Below are 5,306 nucleotides of genomic sequence, written 5' to 3' on the forward strand. Positions count from 1 at the left end.
CCGCCCGAGGCCCCCTGCTCCCTCGAGCAGGGGGCCTCGGGCGGGGCGGTGGGTCAGCTGGTGATGGGGCTGGTCTGGTGCGAGAGGAGCTTCCAGTCCCCGCCGTCCTTGACGATGACCCAGGTGGCGCGGACCTCGCGCTCCGGCGCCACTTCGGTTTCGCCCGCGAGGACGATCCCGCCCTTGGTGACGGCGAAGGCGACGTCCTCGGAGAGCTTCCGGATGACGACCGGGGTCTCCACGAGACGCGAACCGGCGTAGGCGCCTTCGAAGGCCTTCTTCAGGTACTCGCGGACCTCGGCCGGGCTCTTGAGCTGCTCGTCGCCCACGAGCATGCTGCCGTTGTCCGTGAAGACCTCGGCGAGCAGCTCGGGGTCGTTGCGGTCCCAGGCGCCGCGGACGCGCAGCGGAACCGTGAGGATCGCGCCCTCCTCGCCGTTGGGGAAGTCGCCGTAGTTGGCGGCCCACTTCTTGGCGCCTGCCACCAGTTCGGATGCCTTGCCTGGCATGGGTTTCTCCTTAAGATGCAGTGGTTACCAACGAAGGGTGGCGCCGGCGCCACGGGGGCTGTTCTGGTAGCCGGCGAGGTACCACTCGCCGTCCTTCTTCACGCACACCCAGGTCGAGCGGACCGCCAGTTCCGGGTCGATCTCCGTCTCGCCGGCGGCGAGGATCCCGCCGTGGGTGCGCAGCAAAGCCACCGAGTCCGACGCGAACCGCACGTCGACGGGCTGGCCGGTCACCCCGGAACCCTTGAACGGGCCCGCGTAGGCGGCTTTCATGAACGCCCGGATCTCGTCCCGGCCGACCTTGTAGACATCACCCGGCAGGATCAGGATCCCGTCCTCGGTGAACACCTCGGCCACACCATCGGCCGAGTTCTCCGCCCACGCACCGACCAGGCGCAGCGGAACACCCAAGACTTCCTTCTCCCGCTCACTGGTGAACGGACCGTAGTAATCGGACAACCTGTCCTCAGCACTCACCGACATAGAGATCTCCTAATCCGAGGGCCTTCCCGCGACAATTGTCCGGGTGGCGGAACCATCGATTTCTTGATTCGTGCTTGCTCAAACGAGCCTGATCAGGTCGGCCGCTTTCTCGCCGATCGCGATGGCCGCCGCGTTCGGCTGGCCGCGGCCGACCTTCGGCATCACCGAGGCGTCGGCGACGCGCAGGCCGTCGACGCCGTGCACGCGCAGGGAAGCGTCGACGACGGTGCCGATGGCGCAGCTGCCCGAAGCGTGGAAGATCGAATGCGTCCAGCGGCGGACGTACGCGCGCAGGTCCTGGTCCGACTCCGATTCCGGAGCGCGGAAGAGTTCCTCGGTGTACGGCCGCATGGCGGGCTGGCGGGCGATGTGCAGGCCCATCCGCAGCGCCTCGACCGCGGTCACCATGTCCGCTTCCTCGAGCAGGTAGTTGTGCACGATCCGCGGTTTCGACGTCGGGTCCGCCGAAGCGAGCGTCACGCCGCCCCGGCTTTCCGGCGTCAGCAGCGCCGGGCCGCACGAGATCGCGTGCGCGGTCGGGAACGCCAGGCCGCTGTCGACGAACATGATCGGTGCCGCGAAGAACTCCACGTCCGGGGCCGGAATGCCGGACCGGGTGCGCGCGAACCCGCCCGCTTCCGGGCCGTTCGACGCGGTCGGGCCGGTGCCCTCCTCGACGAACCGCCGGATGTTCTGCGGTTCCATCGCGGTCAGCAGGCTGACCGGCTGCGAGTGCGTGAAGGTCAGCGGCACCAGCGCGTGGTCCTGCAGGTTCTGCCCGACCTCCGGCAGGTCCGCCACCACCGGGATGCCGAGCATCCCCAGCTGCGCGGCCGGCCCGACGCCGGACAGCATCAGCAGCTGCGGCGAGTTGTACGCGCCCGCCGAGAGGATGACCTCCCGGTCGGCGCGGATCGTCAGCTCTTCGTCGAGCCGCTGCCCGGCGACGCCCACCGCGCGGCCGTTCTCGATCAGCACCCGGTGCGCCTGGAAGTTCGTCTCGACGGTCAGGTTCGGCCGCCCCAGCACGGGGTGGAGGAACGCCACCGCCGTGCTGCACCGGCGCCCGTCCCGCGTGGTCACCTGGAAGAACCCGAAGCCGTCCTGGTGCTTCCCGTTGAAGTCGTCGTTGGCCGGCAGGCCCGCTTCGACGGCGGCGTCGACGAAAGCCTGGGCGCTCGGGTTGTTCGACCGTCCATTGGAGACGGTCAGCGGGCCGCCGGCCCCGTGGAACTCGTCGGCGCCGCGCTCGTTGTCCTCGGACCGCTTGAAGTACGGCAGGATCTCGTCGTAGGTCCAGCCCGGCGTTTCCCACTCGTCGAAGTCGAGCCGGTTGCCGCGCGCGTAGATCATCGCGTTGAGCGAACTCGTCCCGCCGAGCACGCGCCCGCGCGGCAGGAACACCCGCCGTCCGTTCAGCGCGGGCTCGTCGTGGCTGTCGTAGTCCCAGTCGTAGCGGGTGCGGAACAGCGTGGCGAACGCCGACGGCACGTGGATGTTCTCGGCGTTGTCGGCCGGGCCCGCTTCCAGCAGGCAGACCTTGACGTCCGGATCTTCGGACAAGCGCGCGGCGAGCACGCAGCCCGCCGAACCCGCACCGACGATGACGTAGTCGTACATGGGCTTCTCCCGACGCGGATCAGATGTAGAGCGTGTTCGGTTCGAGGCCCGCGAGCACCCGCCCGTACAGCTCGAACGCGGTGGGCGGGTACATCAGCGCGTGCAGGTTGGCGGTGGTGACGTTGCGCGCGATGCGCTGGATGGCCACCGACTCGTAGATCGACGAACCGCCGCTGGCCCCGAAGAGGAGGTCGACGGCCTCCTTGGCGAGCTTGCACACGACGCCGACCTCGGCGCGGGCACGGGCGCGCTCCTCGATCTTCCACGGCTCGCCGGCCGCGGACTTGGCGTCGAGCAGGTCGGCGACCCGGTAGCTGTGGAACTCGGCCTGGTCGATCTTCAGCGACGCCTCGGCCAGCTGCAGGTGCGTGATCGGCGCCTCGCGCTGGTCGTCGTAGCTGGTGTAGGTGATCTTCCGGCCCGGCAGGCGCTCCATGAACGCCTCCATCGCGCCGCGCGCCATGCCGAGCACGGTGCCGACGGTGGTGGCCGCGGCGACCGCGAGCAGCGGCGCCTTGTACATCGGCAGGTCCGCGTTGAGCGCCGACGCGTACTGCTCCTGCAGGATCGCGGGCAGCGGGAGGGTCCGCTCGGCGGGGACGAACAGGTCCTTCGCGACGGTGGTGACGCTGCCGGAGCCGCGCACGCCCATGGTGTGCCAGTCGTCGACGATCTCGACGTCGGAGATCGGGACCAGGCCCATGACCGGCATCATCTGGCCGTCCGGCAACGGGGTGAGCGCGATGATCTCCTGCCAGTGACTGTGCAGCGCGCCGCTGATGAAGCCCCACTTGCCGTTGACCAGGTACCCGCCGTCGACCGGCGTCGCCATCGCGCTCGGGCTGAGCGTGCCGCAGACGCGCACGTCCGGCGTCCGGTACACCTCGTCCTGCACGGAGTCGGGGAACAGGCCCACCATCCAGCCGGGGATCCACCACACCTGCTGCGTCCAGCCGACGGCGCCGTCGCCGCGGCCGAGCTCGGCGGCGACCTCGACGACCGTGCGCGCGCTCGCCTCGTAACCGCCGTAGCGGCGCGGGACGCGCATCTTGAAGAACCCGGCCGCGCCCAGCCCTTCGATGACCTCTTCGTGCAACCGCCGGTTCTCCTCCGACCACTGTGCATGCTTCTTGAGCAGGGGCACCAGATCGGTCGCCCTGCTGACGAGTTCTTCGTGGCTCGGCACGTCGGTCACTGGGTCCTCCTCGGTCGATGGCCGTCTCCCAACGTCGCACCGGCCTCCGCACGGAGGCATCTCCAGCGTTGCGCCACGGGCGCAATCGGGAAGACGCTGGCCGCACTGACGCGGTGTGAGGATTCCTTGAGCCCCAAGGAGAGGACGGCCATGAGCAGTCATGTCGGAGACCGCGCGATCGTGCTCGGCGGCAGCATGGCGGGAATGTTCGTCGCCAGGGTGCTGTCGGACGTCTTCACCGAGGTGCTGGTCGTCGACCGCGACGCGCTCGCCGGCGTGCGGGAAGGCCGCCGCGGGGTGCCGCAGGGCCGGCACGCGCACGGCCTGCTGGCGCGCGGCCAGGAGATCCTGGAGGACTTCTTCCCCGGCTTCACCGCCGAGCTGATCGCCGCGGGCATTCCGGTCGGCGACCTCGGCGGGCAGGTCCGCTGGTACTTCGACGGGCACCGCATCCGCCCGTCCGACACCGGCCTGCGCCTGGTCGGCGTCGCCCGTCCGGTGCTGGAGGACCACGTGCGCGGGCGTGTCCGCGCGATCCCCAACGTGACCTTCGTGGACAACACCGACGTGATCGGCCCGGTCGCGGCGGCCGGCGCGGACCGCGTCACCGGCGTCCGCGTGCAGGGCCGCGGCCCCGGCGCCGTCGAAGAGGTGCTCGACGCGGACCTCGTCGTCGACGCCACCGGCAAGGGCTCGCGCGCACCCGGCTGGCTCGCGTCCCTGGGCTACGGGAACGTCGAAGAGGACCGCGTCAAGGTCGGGCTCGCCTACACCAGCCGCAGGTACCGCTTCGCCGTCGACCCGTTCCGCGGCGACATGTCGATCAACCCCGTCGCCACCCCCGCGAACCCGCGCGGCGCATTCCTGCACACCCTCGGCGGCGGCCTCGGGATGCTGTCGCTCACCGGCATCCTCGGCGACCACCCGCCCACCGACGAGGAGGGCTTCCTCGCCTTCGCGAAGTCGCTGCCGGTGCCCGACGTCCACGACGCCATCGTCGACGCCGAGCCGATCGGCGCCCCGGTCACCTTCAAGTACCCGGCCAGCCAGCGCCGTCGCTTCGAGAAGCTGTCCCGGCTTCCCCGGGGCTTCCTGGTCGCGGGCGACGCGGTGTGCTCGTTCAACCCGGTCTACGGCCAGGGCATGGCGTCGGCGGCGTTGCAGGCGCTGACCCTGCGCGAGCACCTCCAGGCCGGCCTCCCCGACCCGCGCGCCTACTTCAAGGACATCGCGAAGGTGGTCGACGTGCCGTGGGAGATCTCCGCCGGCGGCGATCTCGCGTTCCCGGAGGTCGAGGGCAAGCGCACGCTGAAAGTCCGGATGGGCAACGCCTTCATGGCGCGCCTGCAGACCGCGGCCACCCACGACGCCGGGCTCGGCGAGGCGTTCCTGCGCGTGGCCGGGCTGATCGACCCGCCGCAGAGCCTGATGCGCCCGAGCATGGTGCTCCGCACCCTCCGCACCCCGCGCACCCCCGCCGGGGACAGCCGGACGGAGCC

Annotated in this window: 5 protein-coding genes; 1 reads left to right on the forward strand and 4 read right to left on the reverse strand. The window is 70.6% G+C overall.

Annotated features, from left to right (window positions below):
• Positions 1 to 53: 53 nt before the first annotated feature.
• The 4 genes from CCN39_RS44825 to CCN39_RS44840 all read right to left on the reverse strand — a co-directional run bounded on the left by CCN39_RS44825 (position 54) and on the right by CCN39_RS44840 (position 3,807).
• Complete coding sequence (locus CCN39_RS44825) at positions 54 to 509, reverse strand: SgcJ/EcaC family oxidoreductase (RefSeq protein ID WP_086852937.1); 456 nt, start codon at positions 507 to 509, stop codon at positions 54 to 56.
• A gap of 24 nt (positions 510 to 533) precedes the next feature.
• Positions 534 to 992 carry an SgcJ/EcaC family oxidoreductase gene (locus CCN39_RS44830; RefSeq protein ID WP_086852939.1) on the reverse strand — a complete coding sequence of 153 codons (459 nt, stop codon included), beginning with the start codon at positions 990 to 992 and terminating at the stop codon, positions 534 to 536.
• A gap of 78 nt (positions 993 to 1,070) precedes the next feature.
• Positions 1,071 to 2,612 carry a GMC family oxidoreductase gene (locus tag CCN39_RS44835; protein ID WP_086852941.1) on the reverse strand — a complete coding sequence of 514 codons (1,542 nt, stop codon included), beginning with the start codon at positions 2,610 to 2,612 and terminating at the stop codon, positions 1,071 to 1,073.
• Between the two features lie 19 nt (positions 2,613 to 2,631).
• A complete protein-coding gene (locus CCN39_RS44840; RefSeq protein ID WP_086852943.1) occupies positions 2,632 to 3,807 on the reverse strand; it encodes an acyl-CoA dehydrogenase family protein in 1,176 nt (391 codons plus the stop codon).
• 150 nt (positions 3,808 to 3,957) lie between these two features.
• On the opposite strand from CCN39_RS44840, the gene CCN39_RS44845 reads away from it, so the two are divergent.
• Positions 3,958 to 5,306 (forward strand): FAD-dependent oxidoreductase (locus tag CCN39_RS44845; RefSeq protein WP_086852945.1); only part of this gene is annotated, 1,349 nt, incomplete at its 3' end.

This window comes from Amycolatopsis kentuckyensis (assembly GCF_002155975.1).
GTDB classification, from domain to species: domain Bacteria; phylum Actinomycetota; class Actinomycetes; order Mycobacteriales; family Pseudonocardiaceae; genus Amycolatopsis; species Amycolatopsis kentuckyensis.

Coding starts and splice junctions, on each gene's coding strand:
- CCN39_RS44835 (WP_086852941.1), bottom strand. CDS start 2,612: ATGTACGACTACGTCATCGTCGGTGCGGGTTCGGCGGGCTGCGTGCTC.
- CCN39_RS44830 (WP_086852939.1), bottom strand. CDS start 992: ATGTCGGTGAGTGCTGAGGACAGGTTGTCCGATTACTACGGTCCGTTC.
- CCN39_RS44825 (WP_086852937.1), bottom strand. CDS start 509: ATGCCAGGCAAGGCATCCGAACTGGTGGCAGGCGCCAAGAAGTGGGCC.